This is a genomic window from Nostoc sp. C117 (assembly GCF_043099735.1).
Taxonomy (GTDB): Bacteria; Cyanobacteriota; Cyanobacteriia; order Cyanobacteriales; family Nostocaceae; genus Nostoc.
Genome location: NZ_CP170991.1, coordinates 4788189 through 4806351 on the forward strand (window position 1 = coordinate 4788189; position 18163 = coordinate 4806351).

Sequence of the window (18163 nt, forward strand, 5' to 3'; positions counted from 1 at the left end):
ATAATATTTTGATAATACTAAATTATGTAAAATATGCATTATATTTTGTCTTAGCATAACTCTATATTACTTATATCTGGTAAATGCGATCGCCTATTGCGATTTTGGCTTGTTTGAGAGCTTTTTCGGCTCTATTAATTAACTGCTGTGGGGATGATTCGGGGCTGGGAAGAATGCTCGTCACCCCTAACTTTAAGCTGAAAAATTCACTGTTAGAATTAGCCTTAGTCGCAGACAAAATCGCTGTTGCTACATCTAAAGCGGATTTGCGTTCACTATTTGGTAAAATCATGGCGAACTCTTCACCACCGTAGCGAGCTACTAAATCCGCTCCCCGCCTTTTGCACTTGCCAATAGTGTCAGCAATTTGTCGTAAGTATGCATCTGGGATATCGCTATTAACAAAAGAAATGTTACATAAAATTAAAGATAGAGATAATTGATATTTTTGCAATCGGTTCCATTCGCGTTCTAGGTATTCATCAAAGTAGGAACGGTTAGCAATTTGAGTTAAAATATCTACAGTGGCTAGGCGTTGCAATTCTCGATTTCCTGTTTCCATCTGGACTGTCAAATGGCATTCTCGTTGGATTTTTCGTTGAATTTCCGCTATTGCCCGTCGAGATGTCAGTAAGCGATTGACTCGTTGACTTAGTACCTTCCAATCGATTGGTTTTGTGATATAATCTGTTGCCCCTGCTTCAAAAGCTCGGTCAACAGACTCTTGGTCGTCGAGAACAGTAATCATTAAAATTGGGGGACAGTTATCACCTAGAAGCCTTTGCATTTGGGTACAACAACTAAAGCCATCCAAGTCTGGCATCATCGCATCTAGTAAAACTATATCTGGTTGCTGCTGTTGAAAAATATCTAAACAATGTCGTCCACTGCACGCTTCAGTAACGCGATATCCTTCTTTTTCCATCGCTCGACGCAGCACTAATCGCAAAACTCTTTCATCATCGACAACGAGAATTGCAGGTGAGTTGTTTTCCAAGTCGGTATTAATCATTTTTATTTTGGGGATGTTGTAATTGCAAAGCAGTTTTTACCCGTTGATACTCGGTTTCAATTTGGGAAACCAGAGTAGAAGCACTGACTATATTATCAGTACGAGCGATCGCTTCTAATTCTTCGCACAGTTGAGCCAGAGGCATAGCGCCAACAGTCGCGCTCAACGATCTCAAAGCATGAGCAGCACTTCGGAGTGCAGCCGCATCTTCTCTGGTAATTGCGTTACCAATTGCTAGTAACCTTTGGGGCGCATCTTCTAAATAACCATCGATGAACTCCGCTAAAATCTCACCAGCATCATCGCCTGTTATGTCTGTTAAAGCGGCAAATATTTCGCTGTCGATCGCTGATGCTAAAATTACCTCTGAATTGATTTCTATTTGGGAAATTTGTTCATTTCTATTGATAAAATCTTTTATTTGTGTATTAGATCGCTGGAAAATTCTATAGTTGTTAAAAACTTGGATGAGAGCCTCTGCTCGGATCGGTTTGCTAATGTAGTCATTCATTCCAGCACTGAGGCATTCTTCCCGATCGCCTTGCATGGCATGGGCAGTCATGGCAATAATCCAAGGTCGCTTGTGATGCGGCCATTCTTGACAGATCCGACGAGTTGCTTGCAGTCCGTCCATTTCTGGCATTTGCACATCCATAAAAACTAAATCATAGAATTGCTGGCGTAAAGCTGACAGTGCCTCTAATCCATTACTAGCAACATCGGCGCGATAGCCCAACCGTTTGAGAATTTGCAGAGCTACCTTTTGGTTTAAAGAAATATCTTCTACTAAAAGAATGCGTAATGGTAGTTGTTGGCTTAACTGTGAATTAAATACTAATGGCAGTGATTGTGTGGGTAGTAGAGAAATTCTTTCCCCGTATAAGATGCGGATGAATACATTGTAAAGATGCGATCGCTTAATTGGTTTATTCAAAGTGGCAGCAAAATCAGATTTGGCTCCCTGTTGTTTATTTGGTAATTTTTCAACAGAACTTAGCATCACTAAGGGTAGTTCTTGACACTTGGGCAGAGAGTGAATAATTCTAGCCAAAATTAAACCGTCCATATTTGGCATCTGCATATCTAAAACGGCAATATCAAATTCCTCTCCAGAATTAATCAATGCCAAAGCTTGCAAACCAGACTCCACAGAGCGAACAATCATGCCCCAATTTGAGGCTTGGACGCCGATCACTTGTCGATTAGTGGCATTGTCATCGACCACTAGTAAGCGTTTGCCGGTTAAATTTGGTTGAACAACCTCCAGGTCAACGATTTCTGGACTAGAAGCCGACTCAGCCACCAGGGTAAAATAAAATGTCGAGCCAACCCCCACAGAACTCTCAACCCAAATACTGCCACCCATCATTTCACATAAGCGTTTGGTGATGACTAAACCCAATCCAGTACCGCCATATTGGCGATTCATCGATGCATCAACCTGGCTAAAAGGCTTAAATAGTCGCTCCAGTCGTTCTTCGGGAATGCCAATGCCTGTATCCTTGATGGCAAATTGAATTTCGTATTTGTCTTGACTAATTACTTGTTTTACTGTCACAGAAACAACAACTTCCCCAACCTTGGTGAATTTAACTGCATTGCCAATTAAATTCACTAAAATTTGTCGGACTCGCGTCACATCTCCCACAATTGTCTTTGGGTTTTGACAGTCAATTAGATAAGCTAAATCTAAGTTTTTGGCTGCGGCTTCCGCAGCGAGAAGGTCGAGAGCTTCTTCTATGCAATAACGTAGGTTGAAAGGATGTTCTTCTAAATCTAATTTCCCCGACTCGATTTTGGAGAAGTCCAAAATATCATTGATGATAGTCAACAAGGCATCACTACTACTGCGGATAATTTCTACAAAGTTGTGTTGTTCGGGCGTGAGTTCCATATCTAGCAGTAGTCCAGTCATACCGATTACGGCATTCATTGGAGTACGAATTTCGTGGCTCATCATGGCCAAAAACTCGCTTTTGGCACGATTTGCAGCTTCTGCTTCCCGTTTAGCCTGTTTCAGTGCCCAGTTGTTCCAGGTGAGTTCTTCGAGTCGCTGACTTTCTTGCTCTAGTAAATCTGCGTGGGCTAGGGCAATACCCAGTTGGGCTGCAACTGCTTCTAATAATTCTATTTCTTCTGGAGTCCACTGACGAAAATGGCTGCACTGGTGTATGCCAATGATTCCATTCGGTTTTCCTTGATAGGAGGTGCGGATTACTAGCAGGGACTTGAGGTCAATCTGCCGTAATATTGGTTCAGCAGTTTGGAGTAAAGCATCGAGGTAAACATTGGGAGAAGCGATCGCCCGATCCTGTAAGATTATTTTTTCAACATCAGGATTACCAACCATCGGCATCTCTAATTCCAGCATCGAACTGCAACCAGGAACAACATACTCTGCGACTATGGGAATTTGTGGTGTGGCGTCACTCACATAAGAGTGGATTAGACAGCGGTCTACTTTGAATGCTTGTCCAATTTGAATGGCAGCCGTAGCAAAGATTTTTTTGGTATCCAGGCTTTGACGGATTTCCTGAGTGATTTGTTCGAGCAACATCGTGCGTTGCAATTGCTTTTGTATTGCCCGTTCAGCTTGTTGGCGCTCGGTAATATCAATGGCAATTCCTCCTACCAAACAGCGATCGATTTGACTAGAAATCGGAAATTTATAAACTAAAAAATCTCGAACTATACCGTCAATGCAGGGTGCAGATTCAACTGCTTCTAGAACTTGGTTAGTATGAGCAACTCTTTGAATGTTGTCGATGAATTGCTGGGCAAATTCCGGCGGATAAATGTCAGATACAGTTTTGCCAATCATTTCTCGTGTAGGCAATTGAAACACCCGCAAGTATGGTTCGCTGACGTAGAGAAACATTCCGTCAGTATCGGTAATCCAGGCAGGTATCGGGCTGTAATTCATGAAAGATTGAAAACGTTCTTCACTTTCAATCAGCAGAACTTCTGTGCGTTTGCGTTCGGTGATATCTTGCAGGAAACCAATGATAGCAATAGTTTGCTCGTGTTCATCTCGTAAGGGTACTACAGTGGAGCGGCAAATTCCCTGACTACCATCTTTGCGGACAACATTAATTTCATCTGACCAACGTCTCTGCTGTTTGATTCCTTCAAGAACCATATTGTTTAAGCTTGTAGCTGTTTCTTCAGCATGTTGAAGAATATCAGGAGGAGTTTTGCCTAAAACCTCCGCTTTGGTATAGCCAAATATTCTTTCAGCAGATGGACTCCAGTCTGTAATATTGCCTGCAAGATCCGTAACGATCGCGGCATCATGAATATTTTCAAAGGTGAGAGCTTGGCGACGTAGAGCAACTTCGACTTTTTTCTGCTCTAAAACTCTGAGAGATAGCTCCTGATTTATGGCTGCTATTTGATAGTTACTCGCTTTGGTAGCTTGGGCGAAATAAGTTAACAAAGTGAGTGTGGTGGCAAATAATAACCCCACAAACAATACAACTGTGGGGATGCGCGAATGCAAATTTGTGAGTAACTCTGGAGTGGGATAAATTTGTACTCGCCAGTTAAGTCCGTACAAGTTAACGTTGATCTCTTGCTGCCAAGGTGACTGTTTTGTTAGTTGTGAATCATCACCATAAATCAATTCCTGACCCTCAAATACCTTAATTTTGTAAACTCGTGGCACATGGACAACTGAATCAAAAAAGGGTTGAATTTGAAAAACTCCTAAGATGAATCCGTCAAATTTATCTTCTAAAAATAAGGGTATGTATGCTAAAAATCCTTTGCCACCCACTACAAGGTTGACTGTGCGAGTCAAAGTTGTTCGATGGCGATCGCGTGCTTTTTCTAGTGCTTCCCGTCGCCTAGTTTCTTGACTTAAATCAAAATTTAATGCTTTTTCGTTTCTGGCTAACGGCACAATCCATCTCACTCGCAAAGATGGATCGACCCATTCAATTGCCCGATATCCTCCGAAGTCTTTGACAGAGGACGCTGCATCTGCTTCCCATTCCTTTTGAGGAGTACCCCCACGCACTTGCCAGCGTCCTCCCATCCGTTCTAATGCGATGATACGAGTTTTTAGTTCAGTAGCCAGTTCAGTTTGAATGGCGATCGCCTGTTGGTAAATCAGTTGTTCAATCTTGGACTGTTCTTCAATTACAAACCATTCCCGGAGTCCAATCACTGCAATTGAGATCAAAATACCAACTAACAAGGGCAACACATATTGCTTGCCAAAACTTGTTACTAACTGTAACCAGCGATATTTATACTGACTAACCACTGATTCGCCTTTGAGAAATTTAAGTATTTTTTTTTAGTAATGTTTACTTTTAATTAATTTAAAATATGAACAGCAATGGTATAATTACGGAAACATTTTTTGTGAATATTTGTGTATATTTAAAAATAAAAATTCACCCTTACTTATCTACTAAGTACCTAGTCGGAAATAAATGAAATTTTTTGTAGTCAGGACTTTATTCCTAATAATCCAAAATCAGTGATGAATTGCTCGCTACGAACTGTGCTAAGCTTTTTAAAAGCCGATTCCTCTTCCCGCCTGAATCGCTATCAGTGTTTCTGCTTTTTCGGGGCTGAGGGGTTTAGAGAATAAGTAACCTTGACCGAATTCACATCCAAGCTCCTGTAACCATTGAAGTTGCTGTGGCGTTTCAATACCCTCTGCAATCACGGCTAATCCAAGTTGATTACTCAAAGCAACGATGGTACTTACAACTTGATAATTACGATTTCCTTCGTGCATTTGACTGACAAAAGAGCGATCGATCTTCAAATTATCAGCAGGTAAACGATGAAGATAATTGAGTGATGAATAACCAGTACCAAAGTCATCAATACTGATCTGAATTTTTCTTGCCTTTAGTTGACTTAATAAATCTATTGTCTTACTGATATTTTCAATTAGCATACTCTCAGTAATTTCTAAATCTATAGAATCGCCTTCTAAACTTGTTTGGGCTAGTATTTTATCCATGTCTTCAATGAAGTTCCCTTGGCGAATATCTTGAGCAGAAAGATTAATACTAATTTTTCGGGGACAATGACTAGGAAACTTTTTTTTCCAGTTTGCAAGTTGTTGACAAGCTGTGTAGAGCATCCAGCGATCGATTTGCACAATTAGCCCTGTTTCTTCGGCGATAGAAATAAATTCCCTTGGCAAAATCAACCCGCGAATCGGATGTTGCCAACGTACCAATGCTTCAAATCCAATCAACTGACATGCTTGGAGTGGGTTTTTTTTTAAAGACGCTGTACCAATGTCTTGGCTTTGTTTTGCGTAGCGATCGCCAAGTAGATCAATTATCGGTTGGTAATATATAACAAACTCTTCTCTTTCCAGAGCTTTGCGAATATCGGTTTCTAAAGTTAGTCGATTTACGGCTTGGGTGTGCATTTGGACATCAAAAATTTTGTACGAACTTCTCTTTTGAGCCTTAGCTCGATACATAGCAATATCCGCATCTCGAAGTAAATCAGAGGCTTGATGATAGTGATTTGTTCCTAAGACAATGCCGATGCTTGTATTAATAACCACTTCTGCATCGCCAAGTATCAATGGTGTTTGAAAATCTGTGAGGATACGCTCAGTCACTTGAATGGCTTTTTCAATACCAGAAATATCTTCCAGCAAAATTACAAATTCGTCGCCACCAATGCGAGCGACTAAATCAACTTCCCGCAGATGAGTTTTTAGTTTCTGAGCAATATTCTTTAGTAGTTGATCTCCAGCTAAATGTCCTAGACTGTCATTGATGACTTTGAATCGATCTAAGTCTAGAAACAAGACAGCATAACGATAAGTTTCTAGTCGTTTAGCTCGGTTAATCGCTAATTCTAGGCGTTCTACTAAAAGTGTCCGATTTGGTAAATCCGTCAACGGATCGTGCAAAGCGTTGTGAATAATCAACTCTTGTGCTTGTTTGCGATCGTTCACATCCAATAAAACACCATACCAGACAATATCCCCGTTTTCTCGAGACTCTGGACGAGCATTTGTTTGTACCCATTTGATTTTGCCAGAGGGTGTAACTAATCGCCACTCGCAAGAAAATGGTTTTAAAGCTTTAGCGCTCTGTTTGGCAGCTGCATAAAATCCTGTACGATCATCAATATGAATTTGAGCAAAACAAACAGAGGCATTTTCTAAAATTTGATTTGGTGTTAACTCTAAAAGATCTAAACAGCCCAAACTGATGTATTCAAAGCTATTAGAACCATCAGAATGGCGAACAAAATTGTAAATCATTCCGGGTATATTAGACGCTAAAGTTTCTAGCAGCTTTTGGGCTTGTTTCCGTTCTGCTCGCACCTGTGCATCTCGAATTTCTCGACGTACTGCCTCTGGCAATCGATTTAAGTTATCCTTCATAACATAATCATGGGCACCCGCTTTCATCATTTCCACAGCAAATACTTCGCCGATTGTGCCGGAAACGAGAATAAAAGGAATATCTTTTTGGCTCTCCTTTGCTATTTCTAAAGCCGCAGGAGCATTGAATCCAGGCAATCGATAATCTGAAATTATCACATCCCAGGTACAGCTATTGAGAGCTAAATATAGCTCTTGGGCTGTTTGGACACGCTGCCAAATTGGATTGAAACCACCGTGACGCAGTTCACGGAGAACTAACATAGCATCGGTTTCTGAATCTTCAACAATCAGCACGTTCAATGGTTCACTCATGCCCTACAATCTCCTTAGTAATACAATACCAATTTGAAAAAAGAATGTGACACATACAAACCTGCAAACCCAGAGAGAGATAATCACACTTTCTTAATTTTGAATTGTGTTAGCAAGTCCGCGTACTTCTTCAAAGAAGCAAGCTACGTGCTGCGTCTAGGAGAGAGCGTGATTGCGAATTGCGAATTGGTATAACCATTGAATAATCCAGCAATATTTTCATTTCAATTTTGTAAAAATGCCCCTAGCATAGTTGAAGAAAGAAGCAAGGAGGCAAAACTAAGTCTGTCTTCTTGTATGTTCATTTCTGTTGTCTCCTGGTATGTTCATTCTCCTTGTTCTCTTGATAAATGGGAAATGAGGGGTTCGGCTATTGTATAATCGGGTTTGTGACTCAACTAAATTTTGGATTTTAAATTGACCTGATATCTCACAGCAGTAGCTCTGAGTAAAAAGTTTTAGATTTAGGATTTGAAATTTGTTGTCATATTTTAATTCGCTTGCTCTGAAACCAGTTTTTAAATTTGGGATTGAGAATTAGACATCTCCAAAATCCTAAATTCGTCTTGAAAGTTCTGAGCGCTGGAAGCCGACGCTGAGACTTTCGGCAAAATCTAAAATTCGGTAAACCCGGCTTTGTCCTTCTGTATAGTAATTGCAGGTGGTTTGACTATGCTGGAAATTCCTGGATATGAAATTCTGACAAAAATCCATGAAAGTGTTAATTCACGGGTCTATAGAGGAATTTACCAACGGGATCGTTTGCCTGTAATCTTCAAGATTTTGAAGAAAGACTACCCCACCCCAGAAGAAATCACGCGCTATAAGCTCGAATATGAAATTACACGGAGCTTATCATTGGAAGGTGTCATCCAAGCTTATAGTTTCCAGCAATATCAAAATAGTTTTGTACTTATTTTGGAGGATTTTGGCGGAGAATCTTTAGCAAAAATATTAACTACAAGAAAATTTACCTTAACACAGGTTCTTAAATTAGCTATTGAAATAACTCAAACTTTAAGTGAAATTCATACCGCAAATATTATTCATAAGGACATAAATCCATCCAATATTGTTTTAAATATCCAAACACAACAACTGAAAATTATTGACTTTGGAATTTCAACTGCCTTATCGCGGGAGACATTAACTCTCAAAAATCCAACCGTGTTAGAGGGAACACTAGCTTATATATCTCCAGAGCAAACAGGCAGAATGAACCGTTCTCTGGATTATAGAACTGATTTTTATTCTTTAGGTGCCACCTTATATCAACTGTTGACCCATCGATTGCCGTTTGAATCGAGTGATGCCCTGGAGGTAATTCATTATCATCTGGCTTTAGAACCCATTCAACCACATTTTATCGATCCAGAAATTCCTGTGATGGTTTCCGCAATTGTCTTGAAATTGTTAGCAAAAGCAGCAGAAGAACGCTATCAAAGTGCCTGGGGAATAAAAACTGATTTAGAAGAGTGTTTGAAGCAGCTACAAAATAGGGGACGAATAGAGTCTTTTTTGTTAGGGCAACAGGATATTTTTGATAAGTTTCATATCCCGGAAAAACTGTATGGGAGAGAAAGGGAAGTTAAGACGTTATTAGCAGCGTTTGAAAGAGTTGCAGGTCAAGAGGACGTAGAGAGTCTTGGCAATCAATTCCCCGTGTCCTCCTCTCACCATGTCACAGCATCTTCTTCGCAAGTTGAAATGATGCTGATAGCAGGATACTCTGGTATTGGTAAGTCAGTTTTGGTGCAGGAAATTTATCGGCCAATTACACAACGGCGAGGTTACTTTATTTCGGGAAAATTTGACCAATATCAGCGCAATATTCCTTACTTGGCGATCGCCCAAGCTTTAGAATCACTGATCAAACAATTACTGACTGAAGACGAAGCGCAATTGTGTCAGTGGCGCGAGAACCTCTTAGCTGCCCTCGGCTCAAACAGTCGAGTAATTACCCAGGTAATTCCAGCATTGGAATTGATTGTCGGCAATCAACCAGACGTACCTGTATTACCGCCAGCAGAAGCTCAAAATCGCTTTCACCAAGTTTTCCAAAATTTTATTCACGTCTTCACCCACTCAAAATATCCACTGGTGATTTTTTTAGACGATCTTCAGTGGGTAGATAATGCCTCCCTGAAGCTGATCCAACTGCTAGCTAGCGCCACAGATGGGCAATCTTTGTTCTTGATGGGGGCATACCGAGATAACGAGGTAAATCCAGCCCATCCCCTGCTGCAGATGGTGGAAGAAATCCGGCAGCTGGGAGGGGTGGTAAACCAACTTTTTCTCTCACCATTGAGTTTACCTGATATCAATCAGTTAATCGCCGATACATTGCACTGCCAACCAAAGGATTGCCTGTCTTTAGCCGAACTCGTGGAACTAAAAACCGGTGGCAATCCCTTTTTTATGAATGAATTTTTGAAATCTCTCTACAGTGAAGGGCTACTGGAATTTCATCACCAAACGAAAAAATGGCAATGGTCAATAGAGCAAATTCAGGATCGGGGGATCACAGATAACATTGTAGATTTAATGGCAGGTAAAATTCACAAGCTTAATCCTCAGACCGAGCAAGTCTTGCGTCTAGCTGCCTGTATTGGCAATAAGTTCGATCTGGAAACCTTGGGATTTGCGGCTGAACTATGCCAGCGAGAAGTTGCCCAGGCTTTGGCAGTAGCGATCGCCGAAGGGTTAATTTTACCCCTGAGCAATGCCCACAAATCCATTGAATTGGATGTACCGCTTCCTGTCCATTGCCCTGCCATTGAATATAAATTTGTTCACGATCGCATTCAGCAAGCAGCTTATTCTCTAATCCCAGAATCAGAACGAAGAAATGTTCATTTGCAAATCGGGAAACAACTGCTCCACCAAACTTCTGTCCAACAACGAGAGCAAAATATCTTTGACATCACAAATCAACTCAATTTGGGTAAAGAGCTAATTACAATCCAGTCAGAGCGAGATGAACTGGCTCAACTAAATTTGATGGCAGGGGAAAAAGCGAAAGCTTCGACAGCATACAACTCTGCTTTAAAATACTTCCAAACTGGTTTAGAACTGTTGGCTGATACTTGTTGGCAGACTCAGTATGAACTAGCTCTAGGGCTGTATAGTTTGGCAGCAGAAACCGCCTATCTCAATGGCAGACTAAATGAGATGGAGGAATTGGTAAGCAGAGTCCTAGAAAATGCCAAAACCCTAGAAGCCAAAATTAAAGTCTCTGAGGTAAAGATTCAAGCCTATGCCGGACAGATGCAATTTTTGGAAGCACTTGAAATCGGTCTTCAGTCTTTAGCAGAATTAGGCGTACATTTGCCAGGCGCACCAACTTCAGAAGAGATCGAGCGATCGTTTTTCCATACTGCCTGCAAGTTGCAAGGTAGGGCAGTTGAAGATTTGCTTCATCTACCAACCATGACTAATACAGTTGCTTCCCTCAGCATTCGGTTACTGGCAGGTTTAATGGCTCCAGCCTACCAAGCAGCCCCAGAGTTATTTCCACTGATGATTCTGGAGATGGTGAATTTATCCATTGACTACGGCAATCATGACCTTTCTGCCTTCGCCTTCGCCTCATACAGCAACATTCTGGGTAGTGTGCTTCTGGAGATTGAAAGGGGTTATCAGTTTGTGCAATTGGCACTCAAGCTACTAGAACAATCCAGTAACTTACTGATCCGTTGTAAAACCCTGTTCATGGCAAATACCTCTGTACGGTTTCGGAATCTTCACCTCAAAGAAACCATTAAACCGTTACAAGATGCTTACCAAATTGGCATTGAGACCGGAGATTTAGAATTTGCTGGATATAGTATTTTGCACCACTGCGACCACTGTTTTTTTACAGATTTACCCTTGTCTGAATTAAAACAGAAATTAGAAAGCTACATTCAGGCACTGACTCAACTGAAAGAATCTACTAATGCCAATGCACTTAAGCTTTATCAACAGACAGTCTTGAACTTGATGACGACATCTCCCGCTCCCGATCTTTTGATTGGTGAGGCTTACAATGAATCGCAAGAATTACCTTTGCTACAACGGGCTAATCATCATAAGGGGCTGTTCTATCTTTACTTCAATAAGCTGTTTCTTTGCTATTACTTTCAGAATTTCTCTCAAGCAGTTGACAACGCCAATGAAGCAGAAAATTATCTAGATGGGGGTAGGTCGAATGCTGTTTTCCCCATATTCTATTTTTATGATTCTCTGGCGCGACTGATGCTTTATCCCCAGGTGAATCAGGTGGAACAGGCAGTTATTCTCCAACGGGTAGCAGAAAATCAACAGAAGATGCAGCTTTGGGCGCACCATGCCCCGATGAACTATTTACACAAGTGGCATCTCGTAGAAGCAGAACGGCATCGGGTATTGGGTGAGATGATGGAAGCAATGGATGCCTACGATCGCGCCATCGCCCTAGCGAGGGAAAACCAATACCTCCAAGAAGAGGCTCTAGCCAATGAATTAGCAGCAAAGTTTCATCTGGCAAACAACCGAATTACCATTGCCAAAGTTTATCTGCAAGAAGCAAGGTATGGTTATTCCAGGTGGGGGGCAAGGGCTAAAGTCCAGGCTCTAGAGAAGCAGTATTCTCAACTGCTAGAGGTACGCTCAGAAAGAATTGAAACAGGTCGAGTTGACACGACACAATCGACTTCCAGCAAGTTAGAAGCACTTGACCTAGAAACGGTGTTGAAAGCTTGTCAGACCATCGCCAGTGAAATTGTGTTAGATAAACTCCTGGCAAAATTGATGACCATCTTGATTGAGAATGCCGGGGCGCAAACAGGTTACCTGATTTTACCAACACAAGACCAATGGCAGATTCAGGCGATGGGATCGATTGGCGATGAGACAGTAGCCGTTTTACAATCAATTCCCCTGGAATCGAGAACATCAGATAACACTCCTTGCTTGCCAACTGCCCTGATTAATTACGTGGCTCGCACCCAAGAAAGTATTGTCCTTGACAATGCGGCTCAATTCGGCAACTTTCAATCCGAACCCTGGATTGTGCAGCACCAGTCGAAATCGCTTCTTTGTGCCCCCCTGTTGAAGCAGGGAAAACTAACGGGAATTATCCTTTTAGAAAATAATCTCATCACCAGTGCATTTACCCCAGAGCGACTGGAAATCCTGCGTTTACTTTCGACTCAGGCAGCTATTTCCATTGACAATGCCCGTTTATTAAAGCAGCAAGCAGAGCTGAATGGATCTTTACGAGCTGAAATTGCCGATCGCCAACAGGCAGAGAAAGACCGCGATCGCCTGATTGCCATGCTAGAAGCCACCACCGATTATGTTGGTATGGCAGACCCCCAAGGCAATGCCCTCTGGAATAATGCTCAGTTTCGGAAACTCCTCGATGTGTCCCTAGATTCAGACATTTCCTGCTTTAGCATCCCAAACTACCATCCCCAGTGGGCACTAGAGATCGTTCAAAACCAGGGTATTCCTCTGGCGATTCGAGATGGCACCTGGGTTGGTGAAACCGCTTTGTTAAGCAGTGATGGTAGAGAAATTCCCGTTTCCCAAATGATCGTTGCTCACAAATCAACAGATGGCAGTCTGGAATATCTTTCTACCATTATGCGGGATATCAGTGAGGCGAAACGCAAAGAAGTAGAACTAAAAAGAGCAGAAACAACGCTACAAAATTTGGTTAGCGGAACGGCTGCGGTTACAGGAGAAGATTTTTTCCCAGCTTTGGTTCATCATATTGCCGAAGCCTTGGAAGTACCCTATGCCATTGTCACCCAATTAGTAGATAGCAAACTTCAATCTCTGGCTTTTTGGGCGCATGGGGCATTGCAACCAAAAATATCCTACTTTCCAGCTCGTACACCATGCGAATTTGCCTTGAAAGACGGATTGTTTTACTGCGAAAGCTATATTCAGCAAATTTTCCCTGAAGACTTAGACTTAGTAGCAATGCAAGCAGATAGTTATCTGGGTATTTCCTTAAAAAATGCCAACGGCGACCCCATTGGCAATCTTTGCATTCTCGACGTAAAACCACTCTCAGATAGGCGACGAATAGAGATTATTCTAGATGTATTTGCCGCGCGGGCAGCAGCAGAATTGGAGCGCAAAAGGGCGATTGAAGCCCTGCATGAACTGAACCAGTCTTTAGAAATCAGAGTTAAACAAAGAACTGCCCAACTAGAAACTGCGAATAAAGCATTGGAATCTTTTTCCTACTCAGTTTCCCATGATTTGCGGACACCATTACGGGCGATCGATGGCTTTTCGAGAATGATGCAAGAAGACTACAGTCAGCAACTCGATGCCGAAGCGAATCGTTACTTAAAAGTTGTGCGGGACAATGCCAAACGCATGGGTGAGTTAATCGATGATTTATTGACCTTATCGCGCCTAGATCGTAAGGAAATATCCCAGCAGCTTGTTTACCCAAATCAGGTGATTCAAATAGTGCTGAATGATTTAGCCCCGGATTGGTCAGGTCGTCAAATTCAATTTGTCATCGCCCCCAATCTACCTGTATGCCAAGGTGACCCTTCCTTGCTTAAACAAGTTTGGATCAATCTGTTTTCCAATGCCATCAAATACACCCGCTACAAATCCTCTGCGTGTATTGAAGTGGGTTATCAGGCGATCGATAGTGAAGGAGTCTACTTCATCAGAGATAATGGGGCAGGATTTGATATGCGGTATGCCGATAATCTGTTTGGAGTGTTCCAACGTCTTCACCCCGAACACGAATTTGAAGGTACGGGGATTGGACTAGCGATCGTCCAACGCATTATTCAACGTCACGGTGGACGCATTTGGGCAGAAGCAGCAAGCGATCGAGGCGCGACCTTTTACTTCACCGTTCCTAATAAACTAACCTATGACTGACCAACCCATTGATCGGCAAATTGATCCGTCATCCCAGCAACCAATTTCCATTGTCTTAGTTGAAGATAATCATGCTGATGCCGAACTAACGATTCGGGCATTGCGTCATGGCAGAATTGGCAATCACATTCAACTGCTTCAGGACGGAGCAGAAGCACTAGATTTTATCTTTTGTCAGGGAAACTATGCTCACCGCAGCATAACGAATCAACCCAAAGTTATTTTGCTGGATTTGAAACTACCAAAGGTAAGTGGATTAGAAGTTTTACGACAACTCAAATCTGACCCACGCACTCAAATGATTCCAGTTGTAGTGCTGACCTCTTCCGCCGAAGACCGAGATATGATCGAGAGTTACAACATTGGGGTGAATAGCTACATCGTCAAACCAGTTGATTTTGAGCAATTCAACCAGGTAATCCAACAGCTTGGTTTTTATTGGCTTTTGTTTAACCAATTGCCGGTTTTCTAAATGGGAGTGCTGAGTGCTGAGTTAAGAGTTAGGAGTTTTGTTCATCTCCTTGTCCCCCTTGTCCCCCTTGTCCCCCTTGTCCCCCTTGTCCCCCTTCTCCCCCACTCCCCTCTTTCAACACTGCTACCAATTTTTCAATATGCATTGCTTCATGAGTTGCCATCAAAGAGATTCTGATGCGACTTGTAGGTACTGTGGGGGGACGAATTGCTGGGGCAAAAATGCCAGCATCTCTTAGCTGTTTTCCAGCTTGGAGAGCATCTGTGGGATTAGGCAATTGAAAACATAATATCGGTGATTCTGAAGGCACTAATTTTAGGTTAGGTAACTGTTGCAGCAAAGTTTTTAAGTAATGCACATTTCGCCACAATTGGGCACGGCGTTGCGGTTCTTGTTGCACTATCTTGACTGCTGCTAAGGCTGCGGCTGTATCAGCAGGTGAAAGCCCTGTAGTATAAATCCAAGTGGGGGCGCGGTTCCGCAAAAAGTCAATGAGGGCGCTACTTCCCGCAACATACCCGCCTAAACTACCCAAAGCTTTACTCAAAGTACCAACTTGAATTAATTGCTTTCCTGTACACCCAAAATGCTCAACACACCCAGCACCAGTTTTTCCTAGTATTCCAGTAGCATGAGCTTCATCAAGCAGCAGCATACAGCTAAATTCATCAGCCAGATCCAACAGTGCGGGTATTGGACATAAATCGCCATCCATACTGAAGACGCTATCAGTAAGAATCAAACAGCGTCGGTAGTTTTGCCGCTGCCGACTCAACTGGGTTTTTAGTACTGTAACATCACAGTGCGGATATTCCAGAACTGCTGCACCACTGAGAATGGCTCCATTTTTGAGACTGGAATGATTGTATTGGTCAGATAAAATTAAATCACGCTTGCCGACTAAAGCGGTAATTGCACCCAAATTAGCTAGATACCCGGAACTAAATACCAAAGCATCTTCAGTTTGTTTGGTAGATGCGATCGCCTCCTCTAACTCCCTGTGCAATTTTCGATGCCCACTGATTAATCTAGAACCAGTACTACTAGTCCCAAATTCTTCAATAGCATCGATCGCCGCTGCCATCAAACGTTCATCTCCAGCCAATCCCAAATAGTCATTACTGGCAAAATTAATTACCTTTTGCCCAGCTAAAACCACCGTTGCCCCAGACCGACCCTCGATAGTTTGTACTGAACGATACCAGTCTGCTCGATGAATTGTTGCTAAGGACTGTTCTAGCCAAGCATAAGGGTCAGTGGGCATCGAGGGGATGAGGGGGATGAGGGGGATGAGGGGGACAAGGGGGACAAGGGGGACAAGGGGGACAAGGGGACAAGGAGATAAACAAAACTCCTAACTCTTAACTCTTAACTCTTAACTCCTAACTCAGCACGGGCTAAACGCCCCGCTACCGCTAACAGCACTCCTAATGCCCAACTTGTTCGCTACTACTGAGATGAGCGATCGCTTGTTTAATCCAATCTTCTACATAGGCGTCCTTTGGTAGTCCGATGTCTTCACTTACCACATGTAAGGCATGGCTGACTTCATGGGCAGTATATCCCAAAGCAAACAGTGTCATTTGCACTTCTTCGAGAATTCCGGGTGCTGGTCCGCCTGTGGCGACGAAGAAGCCGGCTGACTTACGCCATTCAATCAATTTGCTCTTCAGTTCTAGACAAATGCGTTCGGCAATTTTCTTACCGACGCCGGGAGCCTGAATTAAGATTTGTGTATTGCCAGCGATAATTGCTTGGACTAAATCTGGTAGTTCCAAAGTGTCCAGGAGGGCGATCGCTAAGGCTGCACCAATACCACTAACAGTCAGCAAGTGGCGAAATAAATCGCGTTCAGATGGCGAAGCAAAGCCATAGAGTAAGGGCACTTCTTCCCGAATTTGGAAATGGGTAAAAATTTGCGCCACTCCTCCTGACTCTGGTAACTGATTTGCTAGACGTTGGGGAACTTGCAAATCATACCCCAAGCCATTCACTTCCAGAGTCAGGATAACGCGATTAGCGCCAATTGTTTGGATACCTGCGACTATACCTTTTAAATAACTAATCATTTCAAGAAACCAAAATAATTTAGGCCTTCGATAATTCCACCTGCACAAAAACCTTTTGCCAGGTAGCGGTGGTCTACGGGATGCTCATTGTGCCATTGGAGTAACTCTTTTCGGGCATTCCCCACAATGATTCCCCGTTCGTTGCCTACAGCAAATAAAGCAATATCATTACCTGAATCACCACAGACAACTGTTTGTTCTGCTGCAAATTTCCACTTCTGGCGTAAAAATTGCATTGCTTGACCTTTATCGCTGGTGCGGGGTACAATGTCAAGGTCTATATCGCTACTGTAGATTAACTTTACATTTAATTTATATTTTTGCAACTGAGCTTCAAGTTGTGGTAGAACATTTGCAGATGCTTCTGGTTCTAGAAAAAAGCTCACTTTGAAGGGACGCTGCTCTGAGTCTGGTTGCCGTACTAACTCACGGTATTGCTTGGTAACAGATAATATTGCTTCACGTTCCCATCCCGGAGATAATATTTCTGCCCAATCTGAGTCTTGAGTATCAGTACCATCAAGGTAAATTTCTGTACCCACAGCCAGGACGAGGGCATCGGGTTCCAAGAGATTTTTTTGAGCTTGGAGTTCTTGGTAAAGTAAAGGCGATCGCCCAGTAGAATAAACGATCTTAGTGCCATATCTTTCACGATGCTCACTCAGCAATTGCTTCAGTTGTGGTAAAGCGCTGTCATCGCCCACGGTGCGATATACAAGGGTGTCGTCTAGGTCAGTTACAAAAAGAAATGGTTTCATAATATTTAACTCTTGCAAAATTTCGTTATTTTACCGCGTGAAGAGACTTTTGCAAGAAGTTTACAAGAGAAGATAGGAGAAAAGAAGTATGAATAGAAGAGAATTTTTGTATATTGCCCGATTACAACTACTGGTCTGTCAAATTCATTTTGACGGTTAGATAGACGCGATAAATCGCCGTCTCTACAGCCAATTTATCCATCAATAGTGTCCTATCATCCCCATATTATTTCTTATGGTTAGACTACTGTTTTGGGTCTTCTACAATATAGCCTTCCGATT

Annotated in this window: 8 protein-coding genes; 2 read left to right on the forward strand and 6 right to left on the reverse strand. The window is 42.4% G+C overall.

All coding sequences use genetic code 11. From position 1 onward, the window contains the following. Positions 1-70 precede the first annotated feature (70 nt). The 3 genes from ACFG4S_RS20720 to ACFG4S_RS20730 form a co-directional block, all read right to left on the reverse strand. Positions 71-1012: a response regulator gene (locus ACFG4S_RS20720; RefSeq protein WP_392530899.1), complete on the reverse strand. Its 942-nt coding sequence runs from the start codon at positions 1010-1012 to the stop codon at positions 71-73. Then, a complete protein-coding gene (locus ACFG4S_RS20725) occupies positions 1005-5279 on the reverse strand; it encodes a response regulator (protein ID WP_392530900.1) in 4275 nt (1424 codons plus the stop codon). The genes ACFG4S_RS20720 and ACFG4S_RS20725 overlap by 8 nt, the downstream gene beginning before the upstream one ends. A gap of 255 nt (positions 5280-5534) precedes the next feature. Further along, positions 5535-7703: a putative bifunctional diguanylate cyclase/phosphodiesterase gene (locus ACFG4S_RS20730; RefSeq protein WP_392530901.1), complete on the reverse strand. Its 2169-nt coding sequence runs from the start codon at positions 7701-7703 to the stop codon at positions 5535-5537. A gap of 672 nt (positions 7704-8375) precedes the next feature. On the opposite strand from ACFG4S_RS20730, the gene ACFG4S_RS20735 reads away from it, so the two are divergent. Continuing rightward, positions 8376-14582: an AAA family ATPase gene (locus ACFG4S_RS20735; RefSeq protein ID WP_392536040.1), complete on the forward strand. Its 6207-nt coding sequence runs from the start codon at positions 8376-8378 to the stop codon at positions 14580-14582. After that, a complete protein-coding gene (locus ACFG4S_RS20740; protein ID WP_392530902.1) occupies positions 14575-15054 on the forward strand; it encodes a response regulator in 480 nt (159 codons plus the stop codon). Before ACFG4S_RS20735 ends, ACFG4S_RS20740 begins: the two co-directional genes overlap by 8 nt. 28 nt (positions 15055-15082) lie before the next feature. Here ACFG4S_RS20740 and bioF read toward each other — a convergent pair whose 3' ends face one another. From bioF to ACFG4S_RS20755, 3 genes are all read right to left on the reverse strand, one after another. Then, on the reverse strand, positions 15083-16318 hold the full coding sequence (gene bioF, locus ACFG4S_RS20745) for an 8-amino-7-oxononanoate synthase (protein WP_392530903.1): 1236 nt from the start codon (positions 16316-16318) through the stop codon (positions 15083-15085). A 163-nt stretch (positions 16319-16481) separates the two neighbouring features. After that, on the reverse strand, positions 16482-17123 hold the full coding sequence (ruvA, locus tag ACFG4S_RS20750) for a Holliday junction branch migration protein RuvA (protein WP_392530904.1): 642 nt from the start codon (positions 17121-17123) through the stop codon (positions 16482-16484). Then, positions 17120-17881: a sucrose-phosphate phosphatase gene (locus ACFG4S_RS20755; protein ID WP_392530905.1), complete on the reverse strand. Its 762-nt coding sequence runs from the start codon at positions 17879-17881 to the stop codon at positions 17120-17122. The genes ruvA and ACFG4S_RS20755 overlap by 4 nt, the downstream gene beginning before the upstream one ends. Positions 17882-18163 lie beyond the last annotated feature (282 nt).

Coding starts and splice junctions, on each gene's coding strand:
- bioF (WP_392530903.1), bottom strand. CDS start 16,318: ATGCCCACTGACCCTTATGCTTGGCTAGAACAGTCCTTAGCAACAATT.
- ACFG4S_RS20730 (WP_392530901.1), bottom strand. CDS start 7,703: ATGAGTGAACCATTGAACGTGCTGATTGTTGAAGATTCAGAAACCGAT.
- ACFG4S_RS20755 (WP_392530905.1), bottom strand. CDS start 17,881: ATGAAACCATTTCTTTTTGTAACTGACCTAGACGACACCCTTGTATAT.
- ACFG4S_RS20735 (WP_392536040.1), top strand. CDS start 8,376: ATGCTGGAAATTCCTGGATATGAAATTCTGACAAAAATCCATGAAAGT.
- ACFG4S_RS20720 (WP_392530899.1), bottom strand. CDS start 1,012: ATGATTAATACCGACTTGGAAAACAACTCACCTGCAATTCTCGTTGTC.
- ruvA (WP_392530904.1), bottom strand. CDS start 17,123: ATGATTAGTTATTTAAAAGGTATAGTCGCAGGTATCCAAACAATTGGC.
- ACFG4S_RS20740 (WP_392530902.1), top strand. CDS start 14,575: ATGACTGACCAACCCATTGATCGGCAAATTGATCCGTCATCCCAGCAA.